Origin of the sequence: Niallia sp. (assembly GCF_031978665.1) — a bacterium.
Lineage (GTDB): Bacteria > Bacillota > Bacilli > Bacillales > Cytobacillaceae > Niallia.
The window spans coordinates 38,712-57,175 of the sequence record NZ_DALZDK010000026.1; the positions used below are offsets into that span (position 1 = coordinate 38,712).

16 protein-coding genes are annotated in these 18,464 nt (G+C 35.7%); 1 reads left to right on the top strand and 15 read right to left on the bottom strand.

Annotation, left to right across the window (positions count from 1 at the left end; all coding sequences use genetic code 11):
- Positions 1-8: 8 nt before the first annotated feature.
- Entirely contained in the window at positions 9-2,699 is a 2,691-nt protein-coding gene (locus tag RTL21_RS14880; RefSeq protein WP_312096782.1) for a PBP1A family penicillin-binding protein, read from the top strand.
- 69 nt (positions 2,700-2,768) lie between these two features.
- Here RTL21_RS14880 and RTL21_RS14885 read toward each other — a convergent pair whose 3' ends face one another.
- The 15 genes from RTL21_RS14885 to mgsA all read right to left on the bottom strand — a co-directional run bounded on the left by RTL21_RS14885 (position 2,769) and on the right by mgsA (position 18,452).
- Positions 2,769-3,284: a YpoC family protein gene (locus RTL21_RS14885; RefSeq protein WP_312096784.1), complete on the bottom strand. Its 516-nt coding sequence runs from the start codon at positions 3,282-3,284 to the stop codon at positions 2,769-2,771.
- Positions 3,284-3,940, bottom strand: a complete 657-nt coding sequence (gene nth, locus RTL21_RS14890; RefSeq protein ID WP_312096785.1) for an endonuclease III — start codon at positions 3,938-3,940, stop codon at positions 3,284-3,286. The genes RTL21_RS14885 and nth overlap by 1 nt, the downstream gene beginning before the upstream one ends.
- A gap of 246 nt (positions 3,941-4,186) precedes the next feature.
- Entirely contained in the window at positions 4,187-4,897 is a 711-nt protein-coding gene (locus RTL21_RS14895) for a DnaD domain-containing protein (RefSeq protein WP_312096787.1), read from the bottom strand.
- A gap of 193 nt (positions 4,898-5,090) precedes the next feature.
- Positions 5,091-6,386, bottom strand: a complete 1,296-nt coding sequence (asnS, locus tag RTL21_RS14900; RefSeq protein ID WP_312096788.1) for an asparagine--tRNA ligase — start codon at positions 6,384-6,386, stop codon at positions 5,091-5,093.
- Positions 6,387-6,732: 346 nt separating this feature from the next.
- Positions 6,733-7,932 carry a pyridoxal phosphate-dependent aminotransferase gene (locus RTL21_RS14905; protein WP_312096790.1) on the bottom strand — a complete coding sequence of 400 codons (1,200 nt, stop codon included), beginning with the start codon at positions 7,930-7,932 and terminating at the stop codon, positions 6,733-6,735.
- 22 nt (positions 7,933-7,954) lie between these two features.
- Complete coding sequence (locus RTL21_RS14910; RefSeq protein ID WP_312096792.1) at positions 7,955-8,428, bottom strand: cell wall elongation regulator TseB-like domain-containing protein; 474 nt, start codon at positions 8,426-8,428, stop codon at positions 7,955-7,957.
- A 203-nt stretch (positions 8,429-8,631) separates the two neighbouring features.
- Entirely contained in the window at positions 8,632-11,412 is a 2,781-nt protein-coding gene (gene dinG, locus RTL21_RS14915) for an ATP-dependent DNA helicase DinG (RefSeq protein ID WP_312096794.1), read from the bottom strand.
- Between the two features lie 252 nt (positions 11,413-11,664).
- Positions 11,665-12,048, bottom strand: a complete 384-nt coding sequence (gene panD / locus RTL21_RS14920) for an aspartate 1-decarboxylase (protein WP_312096796.1) — start codon at positions 12,046-12,048, stop codon at positions 11,665-11,667.
- Positions 12,049-12,076: 28 nt separating this feature from the next.
- Positions 12,077-12,937, bottom strand: coding sequence for a pantoate--beta-alanine ligase (panC, locus tag RTL21_RS14925; protein ID WP_312096798.1), 861 nt, complete (start codon positions 12,935-12,937; stop codon positions 12,077-12,079).
- Complete coding sequence (gene panB / locus RTL21_RS14930) at positions 12,937-13,773, bottom strand: 3-methyl-2-oxobutanoate hydroxymethyltransferase (protein ID WP_312096800.1); 837 nt, start codon at positions 13,771-13,773, stop codon at positions 12,937-12,939. The genes panC and panB overlap by 1 nt, the downstream gene beginning before the upstream one ends.
- 236 nt (positions 13,774-14,009) lie before the next feature.
- Positions 14,010-14,993: a biotin--[acetyl-CoA-carboxylase] ligase gene (locus RTL21_RS14935; RefSeq protein ID WP_312096802.1), complete on the bottom strand. Its 984-nt coding sequence runs from the start codon at positions 14,991-14,993 to the stop codon at positions 14,010-14,012.
- Positions 14,978-16,183 (bottom strand): CCA tRNA nucleotidyltransferase, encoded by a 1,206-nt coding sequence (locus RTL21_RS14940; RefSeq protein WP_312096804.1) that lies wholly within the window; start codon positions 16,181-16,183, stop codon positions 14,978-14,980. The genes RTL21_RS14935 and RTL21_RS14940 overlap by 16 nt, the downstream gene beginning before the upstream one ends.
- Positions 16,167-17,321, bottom strand: a complete 1,155-nt coding sequence (bshA, locus tag RTL21_RS14945) for an N-acetyl-alpha-D-glucosaminyl L-malate synthase BshA (RefSeq protein ID WP_312096806.1) — start codon at positions 17,319-17,321, stop codon at positions 16,167-16,169. Before bshA ends, RTL21_RS14940 begins: the two co-directional genes overlap by 17 nt.
- On the bottom strand, positions 17,318-18,061 hold the full coding sequence (gene bshB1, locus RTL21_RS14950) for a bacillithiol biosynthesis deacetylase BshB1 (protein ID WP_312096808.1): 744 nt from the start codon (positions 18,059-18,061) through the stop codon (positions 17,318-17,320). The genes bshA and bshB1 overlap by 4 nt, the downstream gene beginning before the upstream one ends.
- Positions 18,018-18,452: a methylglyoxal synthase gene (mgsA, locus tag RTL21_RS14955; RefSeq protein ID WP_312096810.1), complete on the bottom strand. Its 435-nt coding sequence runs from the start codon at positions 18,450-18,452 to the stop codon at positions 18,018-18,020. Before mgsA ends, bshB1 begins: the two co-directional genes overlap by 44 nt.
- Between the last annotated feature and the right edge of the window lie 12 nt (positions 18,453-18,464).

Here is an 18,464-nt window from a genome sequence, read left to right on the forward strand (position 1 = left end):
AAATAAACATGACAGATAAATATCAAACGCGTGAGGAGCGCCGCAAACAACTTGAAGCCTCAAAGAACAAAGCTCCTAAGAAAGCAAAGAAAAAAAGTGGCATGAATTTGTTAAAGCGCGTTCTGCTTATTCTATTAACAATCGGTATTATTGGAATTATCGTAGGTGGAGTAACATTCGCCATAATGGTAAAAGATGCGCCAGAATTGAATCCAGAAACATTAAAGGATCCGATTTCCTCTACCATTTATGATAAAAATAATGAGGAAATCGCTAAAGTAGGTGCCGTAAATCGAGACTATGTAAACTATGAGGATATACCAGATTTAGTAAAAAATGCATTTATCGCTACAGAAGATTCTCGTTTCTTTAAACATCATGGGATTGATCCTATTCGCCTAGGCGGAGCAGTTATTGCGAACTTTAGAGATGGTTTTGGTTCAGAAGGAGCAAGTACAATTACACAACAAGTTGTAAAAAACTTCTTCTTTAACCAACCAGAAAAAACATTAAATCGTAAAGCACAAGAGGCTTGGCTAGCCCTTGAGTTAGAACGAAAGTACTCAAAAGAAGAAATCTTTGAGATGTATGTTAACAAAATCTTTATGTCAGAAAATATGAGTGGTGTTAAAACTGCGGCAAAAGTTTATTTCGATAAGAGCTTAGACGAATTGACATTACCTGAAGCAGCCCTTCTGGCAGGAATGCCACAGGCGCCAAATGCTTATAATCCATTTAATAATCCAGAAAGAGCAGAGAAAAGACGTAACATTGTATTATCACTAATGAATCAGCATGGATATATTTCAAAAGCAGAGATGGAAGAAGCTCAAAAGACATCTATTGAAGATTCATTAGTCGCAAAAGAAGATCGAAAAACAAATGACCTACCATTCGATCCCTTTATAAAACAAGTTATAGCCGAAATTGAGAAAAAATATCCAGATGTTAATGTATTTACAGATGGATTAGAAATCTATACAACAATGGATAAAGAAGCTCAAGAATATGTGGAAAAATTAATGTACGAAGGCGAGATTGTTCCATTCCCTGATAAAGATTTCCAAGCTGGAATTACCCTATTAGATACAAAAACAGGCGGTATTTTAGCTCTTGGAGGAGATCGTGATCCAGATGTAAAGCTGGGGACAAACTATGCAACAGATATGAAGCGCCAGCCTGGGTCTACAGCAAAGCCAATACTTGATTACGGTCCAGCAATTGAATATTTAAAATGGGGAACTTACCAAACAATTGTAGATGAGCGTACTACCTATTCTGATGGAACACCTATTAGTAACTGGGATAATAGCTATAAGGGTTCTATGACTATGCGAAAAGCCTTAGAAATGTCCAGAAATATTCCTGCATTAAAAGCCTTTCAAGCAGTTGGTGCTGAAAAAGCTCAGGAGTTTGCAGTGAACCTAGGAATTCCGCTAGAGAATGCATATGAATCCTATGCCATTGGTGCGTTTGAAGCTAGTACGTTAGAAATAGCAGGTGCTTATAGTGCTTTTGGTAACGAGGGAGTATATAATACACCACATGCCGTTCGATCATTTAAATTAAAAGATGGTACAAAAATAAATATGGAACCTAAATCAAAAGTAGTGATGCAAGATTATACAGCTTTTCTTATTACAGATATGTTAAAAGGTGTACTGACAAGCAGTGATGGTACTGGAAATCTTGCCAATATTCCAGGATTGCCTGTCGCTGGGAAGACTGGGACTACCAACTATTCGGAAGAGGAACGAAATAAATGGGACATTTATGATTCAAAAAGTGTTCCAGATGCTTGGTTCGCTGGATATACAACCAATTATACAATGGCTGTATGGACTGGATATTCGGAACGAAAAAATCCAATTGTACCTGGTCCAAACCAGAAAGTTGCCCAACAGATTTTCAAAGCTGTAATGGGACATATTTCTGAAGATGTAGAAACTGCTGATTTCAAGCAGCCAGATAGTGTCGAAACGATTAAAATTGAAAAAGGTACGTACCCTGCTAGATTAGCAAGCTCTTATACACCAGGCAGTCAAATTCTTACGGAATATGCGGTAAAAGGAAATATTCTTAATGAAGTATCCCAGAAATACAATAAGCCAAATGCCCCTACTGGCGTTAAAGCAAGTTACAACGAAAACAGTGATGAAATCGAGTTATCTTGGGAGTATGGTGATAAAAACAGTGTTAAATTTGACGTAAGTGTGAGTGTCGATGGCGGAGCTAGTGAGCAGTTGACGGTTACTTCTGATACAAGCTTAAAAATTGCAAAACCAACGCCTGGTAGTACGTACACATTTAATGTAAAAGCAATTAGAGACGAACAAGAAAGCGATCCTGCATCTAGCAGTATTTCTGTACCTGAAAAAATCGAGGAGCTGCCACCTATGGACCCAAACGAAACCATAGATGACGACGAAAATCAAGATAATCCTAATGGTGAAGACGCTGAAGATAATCAGGGTGAGGAAGAATCTGAAGATGAAGTAGATGAAAATGAAGCAGATGAAAATGAAGTAGATGAAAATGAAAATAACAATAATAACGCTAATGAGAATAATAATGAGAATGGAAACAATTCCGGTAATAATAATGGAAATAATAACGGTGCTGATGATCAAAACAATAATAGCGCGAATTATAATAATCAAGATAAAAATAGAGGTTGGAATAAACGTGATTCTCAATAAACCTATTAAAAGAACCTGTTAAAGTAAAAGAAGAGGACCATTCCTTACGGAAAAGTCCTCTTCTTTTTTCTAAGTATTCCTATTTAATTTTAGTAATTTTATCGCAAATTGTTTTTCCAATTCTTTAAACAACTCATCTAATTGTTTATAGGAATGATACCCATTCAGTCTTTTAAGAATAAATTGGAGTCGATCTTCCAAATTAAATGGTTTAATTTCTAGTCCTTCACTTACCAAGCCATCTTTTAAAACTACTGGTTTTTCATTTATCCAATAGAGGCACTCTAAAAAATATTCCATCCCTAATGTTAGCCCCTGCTGAAGTTTATACGTATCTCTTTCGGCTGCAAATTGATGTAGTTTCTCTTTAAGCTGTTTCCACTCTTCTATTATTTTTTTTACACATTCTGAAAAATTAGCCTTATCCCAAGGCTGATACACTATCCTTTTATGATAGAAATTTACTTCATGCAAAAATGTTGGTGTCATAACAAAGCAATTAGTCACAAGACAAGGAAATTCTTTTACTATTGGAAAAGGTCCATACAATAGCTCTATTGGTACATCTAAATGCTTATTATCCATTATACAACACCCTTAGACTTCATTCTTTTTTTTCCTTCTCTACATAATGCTAGAAGCGGACATGTTTCACATTGAGGGTTTTGCGCTTTACAGTGATATCTTCCAAAAAAAATCATGCGATGATGCGTAACAGACCATTCTTCCTTTGGAACTTTTTTCATTAATGTTTTTTCAACTTCTAAAACAGAATCTTTCCATCTGCAAAAGCCTAATCGTTTACTTACTCTTTCGACATGTGTATCAACAGCAATCGCAGGAATATTATAGGCGACAGAAACAACGACATTCGCCGTTTTTCTTCCTACTCCTGGTAAATTAATCAATTCGTCCCGATCCATTGGTATTTCACCATTATACTTTTCCAAAACCATTTGACATAGCTTTTGAATATTCTTTGCTTTATTTCGATATAATCCAATAGATCGGATATCATTTTGCAATTCTTCTAATGATACACTTAAATAATCCTCTGGTGTTTTATATTTTTGAAATAAGTTTTTAGTCACCTTATTGACAAGCGCATCAGTACATTGTGCTGATAATGCTACCGCAATGACTAATTCAAATGGATTGGAATGTACTAATTCACAATGTGCATCAGGAAACATTTCACCCATCGTATCAAGACAATATCTAATTTCATCTTTTTTTAACATGTAATCCTCCGAAATGAATAATCTTATCTATAAAAAAAAGGGTCGTCCAAAGAATAGACCTGGCGTTCTTCCATCTATCCAAGTAGACTTCCTTTCTACTAGATAAATGCTTTAATGAAGTCTAACCATTTATTCTTGTGACAATCCCAACCCCGTGTATAGCCATTTTCATAAATTTATTGCTTTTCTCATAAAAAGATTTAAATATAGCCTGTTAAACAATAATCAAACCTCATTGGTTTGCAGTTATTGATCCAACCAATTATAAAAGGGTACTGCTTTTTTATTGGGGATTTCCTCCCTCTGCTCGACTTTATGTCCAGCAGTTTGATGCTGTCTAAACTTTTTCCCATGATTTTTTGCTTGTTCGATTGTTTTAATTCCATTCTTCTTCCATTCAAACAAAATTCGATCAATATAACGAAAATTTAATTTACCAGAAATAACAGCTTCTCTAAGAGCAGCTTTGATAATTACTATTTCATGTTGATCGTCATCGACCCACATATTTAAAGTTTCAATCTCAAATGGAGATAGTGGTCGTCCAAATTCACGTTCGAAGCAAGTATATAAATCAGACTCTTCTTTTTCATTTAAAGCTTCTTCTTCTTTTTTATTATTTAATAAAAATTGCTCAATTAATTTATTCCAAAGGGGCTCTAAAGAATATCGCTCAAACCGAATCCCCGCTTCACTGTTCCCATCTATTATTTCAATAAATCCTTTTCTGATTAACTGGCTCAATAATTCACGACACTCCATATTATCCAAGGTCATTTGAGCAGCTATTTCCGCAGGAGTTGGGAAATCATTTCCTCGTTCTAAGTAGTAATGTACCTGCAACAGAAGCACTAATTCTTTTTCATTTATTTTCAAATGCTTGTAATGTGTTAGAAGTGTGGAAGGAATATTTATATTCCCTTCTTGCAACCATTTTAAAAAAATTGTTTTATTCATAAGGACACCTCTAATCAAGTATATCATGCTGGCCATAAGTATGTAATAATGAAAATCAACCAATCCTAGCAATTGTTAACAAAAAGAAGAAGGGAGAAAATTTGGACTGTTACTAAGGATGAACTCACATTTGATTATTCGATGTGAGTTCATCCTTAGTAAAACTTTCCATATTTTCTACCCTACTCTTTGATCAAGGATATAGACGGTTTAATAATCTAGGGAATGGAATTGTTTCACGAACATGCTCTACTCCTGTAATCCAAGCTACTGTTCTTTCTAACCCAAGACCAAAACCAGAATGTGGAACTGAGCCATATTGTCTTAGTTCTAAATACCATTTATACGTTTCTGGATCTAATTGATGCTCTTCTACACGTTTCCCTAAAAGATCCATATCATGAATACGTTCAGAACCACCAATGATTTCACCATAGCCTTCTGGAGCAATTAAATCTGCACAAAGAACTACATCTTCTCTCTCTGGATGTGGCTGCATATAGAAAGGCTTAATTTTTGTTGGATAATGTGTAATAAACACCGGTTTATCAAAGCTTTCAGCGATTGCCGTTTCATGTGGAGAACCAAAATCATCACCCCACACAATATCATCAAAACCTTTTTCATGTAAGAATGTAATTGCATCATCGTAGCTTATTCTTGGGAATGGAGCTGTAATCTTCTCTAATTTAGAAACATCTCTTCCAAGGGTTTTAAGCTCTAGCTGGCAATTTTTCAACACAGATTGAACAACATAGGATACATATTGCTCCTGAACTTCTAGGTTTTCTTCAAACTCTACAAATGCCATCTCAGGCTCGATCATCCAAAATTCAATTAAATGACGACGAGTTTTTGATTTTTCGGCGCGGAATGTTGGACCGAATGAAAATACCTTCCCTAAAGCCATCGCTGCAGCTTCCATATAAAGCTGGCCACTTTGTGATAGATAAGCATCTTCCTCAAAGTATTTAGTTGCAAATAGTTCAGTTGTACCTTCAGGAGCACTTCCTGTCAAAATTGGTGGGTCAACCTTAGCAAATCCGTTTTCATTGAAAAATTCATAAGTAGCACGAATAATTTCATTTCTTACTTTCATAACTGCATGCTGACGTTTCGAACGTAGCCATAGGTGACGATTATCCATTAAGAATTCTGTTCCATGTTCTTTTGGCGTAATCGGATAATCGGTAGAAGCATGAATTAATTCTACATTTGTAACAAGTAATTCATATCCAAATGGGGAACGTTCATCCTTTTGAACAGTACCAGTAACATATACTGATGATTCCTGTGTAATTGTTTTAGCGGTTTGAAATACTTCTTCCGCTACATCGCTTTTAACAATAACTCCTTGTACAAATCCTGATCCATCGCGAAGCTGTAAAAAGGCAATTTTTCCACTAGAGCGCTTGTTGGCAATCCACGCACCTACTTTAACCTCTTTATCAACATATTTTGGTAACTCGGCAATAGTTGCTTTAATCACAATTAACTCCTCCAAAAACAAATAAATATATGTACTTAAATAGAGACCGCGGCTCTCTTCACTCGGTAAAAATAATGAAAACCGCTTCTTCCTACCTGTTTAGCTGACTTAGTAGAAAATATACTAGTTAAGAAAAAAATATTCTACCAAAACATTATACCTTTACATCTTAAGACAATCAACACTATCGATCGTTCTCCAGGTAACAATATTAGTGTTTATACTGTTAATCACTAAATTATCCTGTTTATTGACAGTTTTTATACGATTATTCCAAAACATAGAAAAAGAGAGAATGCCAAAAAGATATTCAATCTTTGTTGACATACTCTACTATCCGAACCTCTTAATTGTTAACGACCATTTTTTTTTCCACAAACTGCTCCATACGACTTACAGAATCTTCTAGCTTTTCAAGCGACGTTGCATAAGAAAGACGGATATATTTGTCTGCTCCAAACCCTGAACCTGGCACAACAGCTACTAACGCTTCTTCCAACAAGCCAGTAGCAAACTCATCTACTGATGTATATCCTGTTAATTCTACCGCCTTTTGTACATTTGGGAATAGATAAAATGCTCCTTTTGGTTTTAAGCATGAAAAACCTGGAATTTTATTTAATTTCTCATGAATGATATCCAAACGCTTATTAAACGCTTGGCGCATTTCTTCCACAGAATCTTGAGGACCTGCATATGCTTCAATCGTCGCATACTGTGACGGCGTTGTCGGATTTGATGTACTATGACTTGCAAGATTTGTCATCGCTTTTATAAGCTCCTTACTTCCTGCAGCATAGCCAATTCTCCAGCCTGTCATCGAATGAGACTTTGATACGCCGTTTATAATAATAGTCGCTTCTTTAAGGGCAGGAGATAAAGAAGCAATCGAGACATGCTTACTATCACCGTAAACTAATTTCTCATAAATTTCGTCGGAAATAATTAAAATATTATGTTCTAAGCAAATGTCTCCAATTGCCTGTAATTCTTCTTGTGTATAAATCATCCCTGTAGGGTTACTTGGTGAATTAATAATAACCGCTTTTGTTTTGGACGTAATTGCCCCTTTTAATTGTTCTGGAGTAATTTTAAATTCATTTGATTCATATCCTTCTACAAATACTGGTTCTCCTTCTGCAAGCTTCACTTGTTCTGGATAACTAACCCAATAAGGGGTAGGAATGATTACTTCATCCCCTTTGTCCAAAAGAACCTGGAATAACGTGTATAATCCATGTTTTGCTCCATTTGTGACGATAATTTGATTTGTTTCATAATCTAATTGTTGATCTCTCTTTAATTTTGCTGCAATTTCTTTTTTTAATGTTAATAAACCTGATGCAGGAGTGTATTTTGTATGTCCTTCATTCATGCTTCTAACAGCCGCATCAATAATATTTTGAGGAGTGTTAAAGTCAGGCTCCCCTGCACCTAATCCAATCACGTCATGCCCCTCTGCTCTTAAGCTCGCTGCTTTTGCAGTAATAGCCAAAGTCGTGGATGGTGTTAATGCGCTAACTCTTTGTGCTAATTGAATTTCCATTTTTATTTACCACTCCTATCGATTAATAATTTTCAATTGTTAAAAGGATTTCTCCTGTTTCAAAATCTATCCAATGATAGTTTATCGAATCCTCATCTGTATGAGAATATATCTCCCATACAGGCAATCCATCATACATTCCTAATCGGACAGTATTTATTTTCTCTGGTGTTTGCTTCGATAATAATATATTAAGCGCTTCTTGTTTGGTCAGCCCATCTTTTTTGAGCTTTTGTGTAACTTGATGGTTTTTTTCATTTATCCAAACAATAATTTCTTCATTATCATCGTTTTTTCCTTCTAAAATATAATAGGATTCCTTCCCATTATATAATTGAAAGCTGTCCATTTTTTTCATATCTGTTTCTTTCTTTGCGATTGATTCTGCTACTTCTCTTGCAGATTTAACCGGCTTCATTGCTTGCACATATGTATTAATACTCACACCTAATCCAATAAGGAAAACTACAATAACAAACCAAATCCATTTTTTCATATTTTACATCACTTCTTTAAAACAGTATTTTGTACATAGGTTATTATAACAGTATTTATAAACAGAAAGAAATTATTTTATATAATAAATGATTGTTTTTTGTCGAAAGTAAATACTTAGACTATCCTTCTTAAACTATGGAATATAGGCATCCAAGAAGATGTCCTTTTTCTCAAACGCCTATATTTCCTACTAAAAAAATTCTACTTCAACCACTCTTCGATAAAGCTTACCATTTCCTGACTATTTTGCTGCTTAATTGGTACAGCAGGAATGGACTGTAGAAATGTCTCACCATATGAAGTTGTAACGATACGGCGATCAAAAACAATTATAAATCCCTTATCTGCTTCCGTGCGAATTAATCTCCCAAATCCTTGTTTAAAACGCAAGACCGCTTCTGGAAGACTATTTTCTAAGAAGGGATTTCCGCCCTTATTTTTAATTAGCTCATTTTTTGCTTCTGTTAGAGGATCTTCCGGTGAGGAAAATGGCAGTCGCACAATAATTAAGCAGGTTAAGTCCTCTCCAGGAATATCAATCCCTTCCCAAAAACTATTTGTTCCCAATAATATCGCTTTATCGTAACGTTGAAAATTACGCGTTAATCTCATTCTGCTTCCATTAGTAATCCCTTGCGCCAAGATTGCGTATTCTTCTAAACAGCCACTTTCTTTCATATAATCATACGTTTTTTTTAGCATATCATTTGCAGTAAAAAGAATAAGCATGCGCCCTTTAGTTGCTTGTGCGATTTTGATTATTTGTTCACCAATGGTAGAAACATACTCATTCAAAGATACTGTATTAACTTCTGGAACATCGGTTGGTATAAGCAATTGGATCTGTTGATCATAGTTAAACGGAGAACCGATTTGAACTTCTAGTTGGTCTTTTCCTAGTCCCAAAACATTCACATAGTATGCAAATGAATTATTAACGGTAATTGTCGCAGATGTAAAAACAACACTTTTTTTCTTTTCAAAAAAGCTAGACTGTAAGGTTTCCGCTACAGAAGATGGTTGTGTATATAAAACTGCATTATTAGGATAATTCTTAGCATCCGTTTCCAACCATGCTATATTGTCCCCATCTCGTAAAAACATTTCCCTTAAATGATTAATATAAACTAGCCAATCATTTAAAATCGACTCTATTCTCTCTACTACAAACATTTGGGAAGAAGTGAACTTCCTTCTTTGTTCTTTTAACTGTCGCACTTTTTCTAAAAGAACTTCTCTTCCATCCTTCCAAAGAAAAATAATTCGTTCCGCAACGCTTTTGACAGCATTCCAATCTCCCATTCCGTTATTCTTTAATCGATAGCTGCCTTTTCCATCTCTTCTTGGTTGCGTCGTTTTTTTCACATAGCGAAAAACTGCTCGAAATAGTTCATCTAATTCAACATGTAACGATTGAATAAATTGATTAATCTCAATCTTCTCAGCAGTAGATAAATCACCTAACATATTTTCCAATTGAAACATAAGCTGCTTTTGATCAGTCGTGCCGACTGCATTAATACTTAATCGTACAGCAATATAAGAAAAACGAAAGCCAAAATGCTTTGTCGCTGTTTTTTCAAAATGATGGCCTTCATCTATAATGACATATTCATAGGAAGGGAGTAAATGTTGATCTGCTGTAAGATCTTTTACGAGCAACGCATGATTCGTAATAATCATATTTGCCTTTTGTGCCGCATTTCGGGTCCTTCTATAAAAATCCTTAGAAGCCCACTCTTTTGAGATAGGTAAGGAAAAGTTTCCATCATTTTTAATTTTTTCCCAATAATTACTGCCGCCGCTCGTTAAATTCAATTCATCTTTATCGCCTGTTTCGGTTTCTGTTAACCAAATTAAGATTTGCATTTTCGTCAGAATAATATCATAATTATCTTCTTGCTCTTTTAATGAAACTTCAAATTTATCTAAACTAATATAATGATTTCTACCTTTTAATAGCGTATAAGTAATTGGAAAAGGAAGAATACTTTTTAGCAAAGGTAAGTCCTTTTGAAAGAGCTGTTCTTGTAATTGAGTTGTAAAGGTACTAATAATTACTTGCTTTTTATTTTCTATAGAGAAATAAGCAGCAGGTACTAAATAACCAAGAGACTTACCAACACCAGTTCCAGCTTCAATAAGCCCGTGACGATTTGCTGATAAAGCTTGATGAACAACATCCATCATTTCTAATTGCCCTTCTCTTCTCTGATAAAAAGAAAATGTCTCTTCCATTCTTTTTTCAATTTTTTCAACATCAAAAGAAACGATTTGCTCTTTTCCTTGATCAGCAATCAAATTACTCGGTAAACGTTTAAGCGTTAATCCTCGATACACCTCCCAATTTGCAGGAATATATTCTAGTTTCGAGTGTTTTTTCTGAATGAGATCTTGTAAATAGATATCTAAATCGCTTTTTAGCGATGAACTTAAAAATTCTAATTGCTTCGTCGTTACTTGAGGCAGTGCGTTCAGCTTTTCCAAAAGTAACAGCAATAGTTCTGCTGTAACATAAGCATCACTATCGGCCTGATGTGGTCTACTATGGACAATCCCTTCTTGGGCTGCAAGATCCGTTAATTTATAGCTATCAGCTGTTGGATATAATATTCTTGCTAACTCAACCGTGTCAAGAATCGGTCCATAAAACTGCCTGAATCCAGCCTGCTCCAGTTCTTCGTTTAAAAAAGATAAATCAAATAATACATTATGTGCTACAAAATAAGCATCCTCTAATAAACGAACAATTTCATCTGCTATTTCTTCAAAAATTGGTGCTGTGTCCACCATTTCATCGGTTATGCCAGTTAACTCCTCAATAAATGGTGAAATTGGTTGGAGAGGATTAAGTAAGGATGAATACTCCTCCACTATTTTTCCATTTTCAATAACAACCGCCGCAAATTGTATAATTCGATCCCCTTTTCTCGGAGAATTACCGTTGGTCTCCAAATCAACTACTACAAATTTGTTACTCATTACGTCCACCTCAAACTTTCAGTCAATCAAACGGTATCATAAAAATGAAAAAAGGGAAAGATGTTAGTTGTCTATAAAAGGTATTCTTTTTATACTTTATGTATTAGTTTAGATAAAAATATGCCAAGACATACAAAATCAATTACTTTAGATGTTAATATACAGTCAAATCTCATAAAAATCCCCCCTACTCAAATGAATAGGGGGTGATACATGATTCTTAGCAACATTTATTGTATTAACATTTCCTGATTACAACACAGTCTTCTCTGGCTCTTGATGAAGAATGGTTGTGATGCGATTTTGTTCATCCATAATTGCTACTTTAGGTTGATGATACAATAACTCTTCATTTGAAACATAACAATATGAAATAATAATCACAATATCGCCCACTTGAACAAGTCTCGCTGCTGCTCCATTTAAACAAATAGTTCCAGTGCCTCTTTCTCCTGGGATTATATAAGTCTCTAATCTTGCTCCATTATTATTATTCACAATTTGGACCTTTTCATTTGCTATCATCCCGACAGCATCTAATATATCTTCATCTATCGTAATACTGCCAACATAATTTAAATTTGCTTCTGTTACAGTTGCTCGATGGATTTTTCCGTTCATCATCACTCGAAACATAAAAGTAACCTCCATAATATAAATATGCTTATCTAGATGTATTATCTAATTCAAAGATAATATTATCGATTAATCTTGCTTTACCGAATTGGACTGCAATAGCAATAATAATAGTTCCTGTTAACTCGTTGACAGTCTCTAATTGGGGATACGTTAGTATCTCAAAATAGTCAACTTTCCCACTCGATTCGTTTTCAATCGAAGCAATAACAGTCTTTTTCAATTCTGCCAAGTTAACATTCCCTTTTATTAATTCAATTCTAGCTAAGCTAAGTGATTTATATAGAATGCCCGCTTCATCTCTTTCCTTTGGAGTAAGCCGAATATTTCGGGAGCTTTTCGCTAATCCATCTTCTTCTCTAACTGTATTAATAGCAACTAGATTAATAGGAAAATGAAATTCTTCCAATAATCCATGAACAACAGCAACTTGTTGGGCATCTTTTTTGCCAAAATAGACATTTGTTGGTTGGACTAGATGGAACAATTTTGTTAAAACGGTTGCTACTCCATCAAAATGGCCAGGTCTAGAACGACCACATAAACAGTTTGTACGTCTTTCCACTTTGACCCTAACCGACATGGGAACAGGGTACATCTCTTCTACAGATGGATGAAATAAATAATCAACCCCTTCTTCGATTGCGATTTGTTTATCGTGCTCGAAGTCTCTTGGATACGAATCCAAATCTTCATTTGGTCCAAATTGCAAAGGGTTAACAAAAACACTCATAATCACAATATCATTTTGGTCTCTTGCTGCTTTTAGCAGTGCTCGATGTCCTTCATGTAGGTAACCCATCGTTGGAACAAACCCAATTGTTACTTGATCTTTTTTTAAGCGAGTCGATATCTCCTGCAATTTTAATGGATTAGTTACAATATTCATTAACTTTTTCCTCCATACAAGCTTTTGATTTCGTCTGCTTTCATTTGAAAGCTGTGCTTCATCTCCGGAAATACACCGATCCTCACTTCTGAAATATATTGATCAATTGCAAGAGAAATAGCTTCGTTTACATTCGAATATTGCTTTACAAATTTTGCTACACGATCAACACCATAGGTAATAATATCGTGATAGACAAGTACCTGACCGTCCGTGTCTTTTCCCGCCCCAATACCAATTGTAGGTATAGCAAGTCTCTCACTTACTTCTTTCGCAACTTGCATAGGAACACACTCTAGCACAATCGCAAATGCTCCAGCCGCCTCGCATTTTAGCGCGTTCTCAACAAGAAGTTTGGCTTCTTCTGAGCTTTTGCCTTGCACTTTATAGCCACCTAATACACCTACGGACTGAGGCGTTAACCCTAAGTGAGCCATAACTGGAATACCAGCATTCGTTAATATTTTTATTTGCTCGATGACATCATCTGTACCCTCAATTTTCACCGCATTTGCTCCAGTTTCTTGAATTAAGCGAGCCGCATTGATAAGTGTGTCACGTTTTGATAAATGATAGCTCATAAACGGCATATCAATAACAATAAACGTGTTTTTTGCCCCTCGTTTAACCGCTTTACCATGATGAATCATATCCTCCATTGTTACTGGCACTGTAGAGTCATAGCCAAGCACAACCATTCCTAAGGAATCCCCAACTAATATTAGATCGGTTCCTGCCTGTTCAACTAATTTAGCAGAAGGATAATCATATGCAGTGATCATCGTAATCTTTTCAGCCTTTTGCTTCATTTTGATAAAATCTGTCGTAGTTTTCACTCATTTTCCTCCTTTAATAGGAAGAGGGAATGGCTTAAAACGAAAAAAAACCTTCTACAAAGCATAGAAGGATTGATTATGTTTCCTTTTTTTCATCCCTCTGTCCTTGTCCAATTGTGGATCTAGGCAGATAACATTATGGTTTTTGCACAATAAAACAATTTGGTGCAGTTCATTAAGATACTGCCCGACAAAAGCATTATAACAAATACCTCACTAGGATGACTATGGGCAATTTACGTTTCCATTAAAATATCCGCTGAATAAATGGAATGAACAATTCCCTGTTCATCTTCCAGTAATAGTACGCCATCATCTGTAATTCCTTTAGCTAAGCCATAGATACTTCCATTTAACGTATTTGCGGTCACTTTTTGCCCTAGACTAATCGAATAGCTCTCCCATAATAATTTAATTGGATAAAAACCTTTCTCTAAATAAAGAAGATATAGTTTTTCTATCTGCATCATTATTCCTTGAATGATTGTTGCTCTATCCCAGCTCCTCTTTGTTTCAAGGTAAATGGAAGTAGCACTAGACTGCAGTTCTTCTGCAAAATCTTCAAGCTGCTGATTGACATTAATGCCTATGCCGATGATTAACGAATGGACTCTATCACTATCAGCTTGCATCTCCGTTAAGATGCCTGTCAGTTTTTTACCATTCACTAATAAATCATTTGGCCATTTGATATCTGCTTGTACGCCAGTAATCTCCTGAATTCCCTGTACTACCGCAACAGCAATTAGCAATGTTAGCTGCGGAGCTTTCATAATAGGAATGGACGGCTTTAGAATAAGACTCATCCATATACCTTTATATTTCGGAGATTGCCATTTTCTTTCCAATCTACCTCTGCCACCTAGCTGTTCCTCTGCTACTACTAAGGTGCCTTCCGCTACCCCTTCCAAGGCAAGCCTTTGCGCAATATTTTGAGTAGAATCCACAGACTCTTCAAAATGTACATTTTTACCAACAAAAGAGGTGTTTAACCCAAACAGAATTTTATTAGGAACAATTTTCTCAGGTGAACTGATGATTCGATAGCCTTTTTTGCGGACGGCTTCTAAAATAAAGCCATCCTTTCGTAACGCTTCGATATGTTTCCAAATTGCTGTCCGAGAACACCCTAAAAGGTCAGCGAGCGCTTCACCAGATACATACTGATCCGGGTTATTGGTGAAAGCTTCAATCAATCCTTTTCTTATATCTGATGACATGCTTCAAGCCACTCCTTTATCAATTGCTTGTCATTAGGGATAATACGATTTACTACATTCAACTCAACATGGGAAAGCACCTCTTTTATCCATGGTCCTGCTTTCTTATTGGTCCAGTGCAAAAGATCTGTTCCACTAATATCGAGCTCTTCCCTTGATTTAATCGGTAGATCTATGTACTGCTCCTCTAAAAGCAAAATGTTTGGTTTGTTCTCATGATTGTAAATAAGCTGATAGATTTTCTCAGAGCTAACCGCAATAGATAATGTAGCAAAATAAAGCGCTTGATTAGACCAGCTTGCCATTTTTTCTCTCTCTAGAATCCAATAAATTATTTTTTGGATTCTCTTTATTTGCTTAACCGAAAGCTTCCAACCTCGTAAAAATGACTCAATTTCCTGTTTCTCCTTGATTCCAGTGGATAGAAGGAAAACTACCCATTTTTCCGTTAAATCGAGCTTAAATAGAGGTGTTTTTGCAAGCTTAGCGATCCCTTCTTCAGTAGATGCAAGCATCGGTAAAAATACATGCATTTTTGTTCCAAGCAAAATGTCAAGCGCTTCAGAACACCATTGCCCTTGTAAAAGCTTTTCAAATTCAATTGTAATTCTCTCTACTGCAATCTTAGAAAGCAGATGTTTATTGTCTTCGATCCCTTTCAACGTTTCTTTCTCCAACTGAAAGCCTAAGGTACTGACAAAACGGATTCCACGCATGATTCTTAAGGCATCTTCTTGAAAGCGTTCATTTGGATTACCAACAGTTTTAATTTCTTTTTTGGTTAAAGCATCTTGGCCGTGAAAATAATCAATTATTTGACCTTCCTTATTCATTGCCATCGCATTGATCGTAAAATCACGGCGTTGTAGATCTTCTCTTAATTCGCGGACAAAAAACACACGTTCTGGTCTTCGGTAATCTACATAGGTGGATTCCGTTCGAAAGGTTGTTATTTCGTATGTATGATTGTTCCATATCACCATTACTGTTCCATGAGCAATTCCAATATCAATGGTATGTGAAAAGATTGCCTTTACTTCTTCTGGTGTTGCTGAGGTAGCAATGTCTATGTCATTTATTTGTTTTTTTAATAAATGATCTCGGACAGCTCCCCCAACAAAATAGGCTTCGAAACCAGAAGCCTCTATTTTTTCGATAATGGGAATTGCGTCTTTAAAAGGATTGATCATTAGTTTCACCGGTTTCTAAGATCGATTTGTAAATCTCCACATATTGATCAACAATGATATCTGCACGAAAATAATCTCTTACTCTAGAAATCGAATTTTTTGAGAATTGCACATGCTTCTTATCATCTTTTAAAAGATTTACAGAATGTTTTGCTATATCTTCAACATCACCGAGCTCGCAAATATAACCAGTCTCATTTGGGACAATTACTTCTGGAATCCCACCGACGTTAGTCCCTATAACCGGAACACCACATGCCATCGCCTCTAAAGCTACTAAACCGAAACTTTCTTTTTCCGAAAGAAGCAGCATTAAATCACTTAAAGAGTATAACTCCTCCAGATTCTCTTGTTTTCCAAGGAACAAAACTTTATGTCTTAATTTTAGTTCATCTACTAATTTTGTAACTTTAGACATTTCAGGACCGTCTCCAACAAGCAGTAATCTTGCTGGAATTTGATCAGCTATATGCTTAAATGCTTTTACTACATCCGTTACTCTTTTTACACCTCTAAAATTCGAAACGTGAATAATGACTTTTTCCTCACTTGAAATAGCAAATTCTTTTTTCAAATGACTTGCATCTACCTTACGATAAATTCGTTCGTCAATAAAATTATAAACAGGTACGATTTCTTTATTTGGCTCGATTACTTCATGGGTTTGTGCTATTAAAGAATTGGAAACTGCTGTTACAAGATCAGATTTCTCTATCCCGAAACGAATCCCCATTGCAAGGGACGGATCATATCCTAGTACGGTAATATCTGTGCCGTGGAGAGTAGTTACTATCTTTACATCTCTATTGCTCATCTGTTTCGCTAAAATTGCGCAAACAGCGTGTGGAATAGCGTAGTGTACATGAAGCAAATCTAATTCTTCTCGATTAATTACTTCTGCCATTTTACTACTTAGTGCCAAATCATATGGCGGATACTGAAATACAGCATATTGATTCACTTCTACTTGATGGTAATAAATATTAGGATACATTTTGTTTAACCGAAAAGGAATGCTTGAGGAAATAAAATGTATTTCATGTCCTCTCTCCGCCAGCATCTTCCCTAATTCTGTCGCAATGACGCCGGATCCACCAACTGTCGGATAACAGGTAATGCCAATTTTTAATTTTTTCATATGTCTCCACCTAATAAATCTTGATTTAATAATATGGGCTTGGATTTAATAAACCCTTCCGCAAAAGCAACCCCGACTTCTTTTCCAAAAAGCTTTTCCCTTGCTTCTATTATGTCAATATAGCCATTAGTTAACGGAGTGTCTACACTATCTTCTCCTTTTACAAATTGGCTTTGATAGCAATTTAAACTTTTTTCCTTTTGCTTCATAAAATCACTTGTATCGATAACGAAATCTGGTTTATGAAACCCGTTAATCATGTAATAGAATACATTTTGAACTTTATGTGGTGGGGTATTATTTGCATGGTAATTTCTTATTCCTGCTGAGAAAACAGCTTCTTTAACGATTTTTGTACAGTTTCCATGATCAGGATGTCTATCTTCCCAATAAGGAGAGAAAACTAACTTCGGCTTATATGAGCGAATTACCTCTGCTACCATTTGTATTGTTTTCTCCTCCACATATAAACCTCTATCGGGTAATTGCAGGGTGATTCTATCGACAATCCCCAACACTTTTCCAGCTTCTTTTGCTTCTTGTTTGCGCCTTTCAACCGTTCCATTTGAGGAAAGATTACTTTCCGTTAAATCACAGATAACTATTTTTTTACCCTTTGCTGCATATTTAGCTATTGTTGCACCCATGCCAATTTCGACATCATCAGCATGTGCACCAAAAGCAAGTATATCGACATTATTTACCTTCAAGTTTTTTTGCCACTGGTTCTGTCTTTCCATGAACTATTTTTCTCCAATCTATATCGCCTTGCTCAAGTCCTCTAATTAATACTTCTCCGGTTCCCATATTTGTTGCAAGCGGAACAGAATAAACATCACATAAACGGATCAAAGCTGTTACATCGGGTTCATGAGGCTGCGCTGTTAAAGGATCTCTAAAGAAAAACACCATATCCATATCATTATTGGCAATATACGAACCTATTTCTTGATCTCCGCCGAGTGGGCCTGAATGAAAACGATGTACATCTAATCCTGTTGCTTCTTGAATTCTTGCACCTGTTGTTCCTGTTGCGTATAAAGTATGATTAGCAAAAATCTTTTTATATGCAACAACAAAAGCTACCATATCACTTTTCTTTTTATCATGAGCAATTAATGCAATGTTCATCCTAAGTCCACT